The sequence below is a fragment of the Parvimonas parva genome (assembly GCF_016552165.1).
GTDB classification, from domain to species: domain Bacteria; phylum Bacillota; class Clostridia; order Tissierellales; family Peptoniphilaceae; genus Parvimonas; species Parvimonas parva.
This window is the reverse complement of record NZ_JACVDA010000039.1, coordinates 1-4,629: the sequence shown is the minus strand read 5'-3', so window position 1 is coordinate 4,629 and position 4,629 is coordinate 1. Positions and strand designations below refer to the sequence as shown.

Below are 4,629 nucleotides of genomic sequence, written 5' to 3'. Positions count from 1 at the left end.
TTTTTTTGTTATTTTAATTATACAGGATATTCTCTTTTTTTTGTACCCTTGGTCTCACATCAATTGTATCATAACATTATTTAAATATTTTTTAAATAAAAATAAATTTATCCAAATCAAAAAATATGATATAATAAATATGAATTTATGATTCTTGTGTAAAAGAATATTTATTTCATCATATTTACCTTTTTAAATTTATTAAAATGGAAATATGTTATAATAAATATGAATTTATGATTCTTGTGTAAAAGAATATTTATTTCATCATATTTACCTTTTTAAATTTATTAAAATGGAAATATGATATAATATTAATATATATTTCTAAAAATTTTTATAGGAGGTGTTTTATGGATTTAAAAGAAAATTCTTTAGAAAAAAGTAAAATCATTGCTAACGAATTAAAAGTTTCTTTAGAAGAAAAAAATATTTTTCATTTAAGAGATATAATTTACGATACAAACGAAGTAACTCTTGCAAATATATTTGAAGAATATTTTGAAATAAAAGAAATTTTATTCATGTTTAAAGTTATTAAAAAAGAAAAAACTGCTGAAATTTTTGCTTATTTACCTCAAAATATGAAACAAGAAGTAATAAATGGACTACAAGACCATGAAATAAAAATAATGTTGGACTATATGTTTACAGATGATATTAGTGAATTTTTAGAAGAACTTCCTGCAAATATTGTAAAAAGGGTTTTAAATTCTGCATCTAATCAAAGAAGAAGTGAAATCAATATGATTTTAAACTTTAAAGAAAATAGCGCCGGTTCTGTTATGAGTACCGACTACGTTGAGTTAGACCCTGAACTAACAACTGATGAGGCTTTAGAAATGATTAAAGATAAGGAAAGACTTGCTGAAACCATTTCTTACTGCTATATAACTAATGACCAACACATTCTTTTAGGATTTGTTTCGATGAGAAGTATATTATTATCCCCTGCAAATACATTAATTTCTGATATTATGGAAACCGATGTTATTTCTGTTGAATGTGATGAAGACCAAGAAGAAGTTTCAAAAATATTTACAAAATACGATTTAATTGTACTTCCTGTTGTAAATGACCAACACCGTCTTATCGGTATTATAACAATCGATGATGTTTATGATATCATTCAAGACGAAGTTACTGAGGACTTACAAAAAATGGGTGGTATCACTCCAATAGAAGGTTCTTATATAAATATGCCAATAATTGAAATGGTAAAAAGTAGAATAACTTGGCTTTTAATTTTGATGGTTTCTGCTACTGTTTCTGGAATGATTTTAACAAAAAATAGTGATTTAACTTTAAAAATTCCATCACTTGTTATATTCATTCCAATGCTAATGGATACAGCCGGAAATGCTGGAAGCCAATCAAGTGCAATGGTAGTAAGAGGAATAGCAATAGATAATTTAAGTATAAGTGATTTTAAATATGTAATAAAAACAGAACTTTTAAATTCCCTAATTTTAGGAGCAATATTATTTACGGTGAATATTTTAAGAATTTTAATATTTATGCCTAAAGTATCCCTCTCTATCGCAATTTTAATTTCTGCAACTATTTATATAATTATAACCATTGCAAATTTAATCGGTGGTATTTTACCTTTATTTGCAAGTACATTAAAGCAAGACCCTGCATCAATGAGTGGACCGATTTTAACAACTGTTTGTGATGCAATTTCATTAACAATTTATTTTGCATTAGCATCAATGTTTTTAGGAGGTGGAATCTATGGAGTATAATTTTTTAGAATACAGTAAAGAGCAATTATCTTCCCTACTTCCTGAACTTATAAAAGAAAAAAAGGTATTATTAATAAGAGAAATTTTTGATGAATACAATATTGTTGACTTAAGTGAAATATTTATTGAATTAGAATTGGACCAAGCGTTATTCGTTTTTAAAATATTGCCAAAAGATATTTCAGCAGAATTATTCAGCTACTTAGAGCCTGAATATCAAGAAAGTTTAGCATCAGCTCTATCTTCTGTTGAATTAAAAAGTATTTTGGATAATATGTTTAGTGATGATATTATAGATTTCCTTGAAGAAATGCCATCAAATGTAATTAAACATATTTTGGATAATGTTTCTCCGGAACATAGAAAAGAAATAAATCATCTTTTAAGTTATGAAGAAAATACTGCTGGCTCTGTTATGAGTACCGACTTTGTAGAACTTTTAGAAGAAGATACAGTTGCAGAGGCTATTACAAAAATAAAAAAACAAGCTGAAATTGCTGAAACCGTAAACGTATGTTTTGTAATAGATAAAAAAAGAGTTTTAGTTGGAATTGTAAATTTAAGAGATATAATTGTTTCTAAAAATGATAAATTGATTTCGGATATAATGGATAAAAATATTCACTATGTCCATACAAACACCGACCAAGAAGAGGTTGCATCTATACTAAGTAAATACGACTTAACGACTATTTGTGTTTTAAATGACCATAACAGTTTAATAGGTATTGTTACTGCCGATGACGTTTTGGATATTTTGAACGAAGAGGCAACAGAAGATATTCATAAAATGAGTGGTATCACACCAACTGACGGTTCATACTTAAAAACAGATACAAAAGAAATGGTAAAATCAAGAATATCTTGGCTCTTAATCTTAATGATTTCAGCAACATTTACAGGATATATTTTACAATACTTTGAAGATAAACTTAGCGCTGTTGCAATACTTTCTGCATCAATTCCAATCATAATGTCAACAGCAGGTAACGCCGGTGGACAAAGTTCAACTATGGTTATTCGTGGAATTGCAGTTGATGATTTGAATATAAAAGATATTTTTATAGTTTTTAAAAAAGAATTAGCAGTAGGTTTGATTTGTGGAGCGATATTATTTGTTACAAATTTTGTCAGATTATATATTTTTGGCTCAAAAAATATAACCTTTGCTATAAGTTTTGTAGTTAGTCTTACAATAACAATATCTTTAATTTCTGCAAATATTGCTGGAGGAATACTTCCATTAATTGCAAAAAAATTAAAAATGGACCCTGCAAGTGCTGCAGCTCCACTCATAACAACTATTGTAGATGCAACAAGTTTAATAATATATTTTATTTTAGCAATAGCAATACTAAAAATTTAAAAAATCTAGTGCAAAAACGCACTAGATTTTTAATTAAATTTATTACAAATTAACACAATACATAACCACTTTTCCTAAAATAGAAAATTCTTCATCTTTTGAAAATTTAAAATCCGTAAATGAATGATAAGTTGAAGAAGGTCTAAAAATAATATCTTCCCCATCTCTAAAAAATAATTTCAAACTATATTCTCCATTATTAGAAAATACAACAATATCTTCATCTTCTAAATTATAAATAGGATAGTTCAATTTAACAGCGATATAACTTCCATTTGGAATTATCTTATTCATACTTTCCCCATTTACATGCATTATTAAAATATCATCATCATTTGCATAAGGACCCATAACAGAATCACTTATTTCTATTTTTTCAAGTTCAACTTCGTAATTCGGACCATCAGGAGCACCCGCAGAAACCCCATAAGGCAAATAATTATATAAAGATGCCTTAGTTGAATTAGGAGTATTTGTATAATTTTCCCAACCCAAAATTTCAATAGGCGTTGAATTATAAATCTCAGCCAACTTCACCAATCTATCTATCGGAATATTTGTTATTATATCATTCTCATACTTGAATAAATTTTGTTTACTTGTACCAATAAGCTCACCTGCCTCCAATAAAGTAAGATTAGCTTTTTGTCTAAGTTCTTTTAATCTATCACCAGTAGTCATACTATCACCTCTACTATTCTAAATATATTATATAACAAAATAACTTAAAAAGCAATTTATTTAAAAAATTTTTCAAATTTCTTTAAAAAGTATCTTGACAAGTTATTTTTTTAGTTGTATAATATTAGTAACTTAAAAAGTTATTTTAAATTGGAGGTAATTATTATGCAAAAAAGAAAAAATAAAAATTTAAAAATAGAAACACTAGAAATGTTAAAATTACTACTAACTTTCACAACTTTTACATTATCATGCTTTTTTATGATAATGTATGGAGTAACTGGAAAGTTGATTTAATATAATTTAAAACTTATTTTACAAAGGCAGTTGAGCAATACTGGATTAAAAAATACATCTTGACATTAAGAAATGTTGAGATGTTTTTTTATTTTTGTTATAATTTTTATAATATATATTAGGAGGATTTTATGAAAAATTATGATATTATACTAGCCAGCAACTCACAAAGAAGAAAAGAACTTCTAAAATATATATTTGAAGATTTTAAGATAATTTCTTCCAATATCGATGAAAGAGAATTAGAACAAAAATTTTTAAGTAAAACATTTAAAGATAATAAATCAAAATTTAGTGAATTATGTGATATACTATCCTTTGAAAAATGTAAGGACGTAAGTCTAAAACATAAAGATTCATTAATTATATCGGCAGATACAATTGTTTATGACGATAAAAAATTATTTGGAAAACCGCTTGACTATAATGATGCAAAATCTATTTTAGAATATTTATCCGGAAAAACTAAATTGCAAGAATAAATTAGCCACATAAAAATAATTCTCTAGGCGTTTTGTAATTGAATATTTTTTTAGG

5 protein-coding genes are annotated in these 4,629 nt (G+C 26.0%); 4 read left to right on the top strand and 1 reads right to left on the bottom strand.

All coding sequences use genetic code 11. The features are described from left to right. Nucleotides 1–353 precede the first annotated feature (353 nt). Complete coding sequence (mgtE, locus tag IBJ83_RS08250) at nucleotides 354–1,748, top strand: magnesium transporter (protein WP_201276068.1); 1,395 nt, start codon at nucleotides 354–356, stop codon at nucleotides 1,746–1,748. Further along, nucleotides 1,738–3,114 (top strand): magnesium transporter, encoded by a 1,377-nt coding sequence (gene mgtE, locus IBJ83_RS08245; protein ID WP_201276067.1) that lies wholly within the window; start codon nucleotides 1,738–1,740, stop codon nucleotides 3,112–3,114. Before mgtE (IBJ83_RS08250) ends, mgtE (IBJ83_RS08245) begins: the two co-directional genes overlap by 11 nt. 42 nt (nucleotides 3,115–3,156) lie before the next feature. On the opposite strand, the gene IBJ83_RS08240 is transcribed toward mgtE (IBJ83_RS08245), so the two are convergent. Next, on the bottom strand, nucleotides 3,157–3,795 hold the full coding sequence (locus tag IBJ83_RS08240; protein WP_201276066.1) for an XRE family transcriptional regulator: 639 nt from the start codon (nucleotides 3,793–3,795) through the stop codon (nucleotides 3,157–3,159). A gap of 165 nt (nucleotides 3,796–3,960) precedes the next feature. On the opposite strand from IBJ83_RS08240, the gene IBJ83_RS08545 reads away from it, so the two are divergent. Together IBJ83_RS08545 and IBJ83_RS08235 are read left to right on the top strand one after the other, a co-directional pair. After that, nucleotides 3,961–4,092: a hypothetical protein gene (locus IBJ83_RS08545; RefSeq protein ID WP_255353722.1), complete on the top strand. Its 132-nt coding sequence runs from the start codon at nucleotides 3,961–3,963 to the stop codon at nucleotides 4,090–4,092. Nucleotides 4,093–4,223: 131 nt separating this feature from the next. Continuing rightward, nucleotides 4,224–4,574: a Maf family protein gene (locus tag IBJ83_RS08235; protein WP_231698922.1), complete on the top strand. Its 351-nt coding sequence runs from the start codon at nucleotides 4,224–4,226 to the stop codon at nucleotides 4,572–4,574. Nucleotides 4,575–4,629 lie beyond the last annotated feature (55 nt).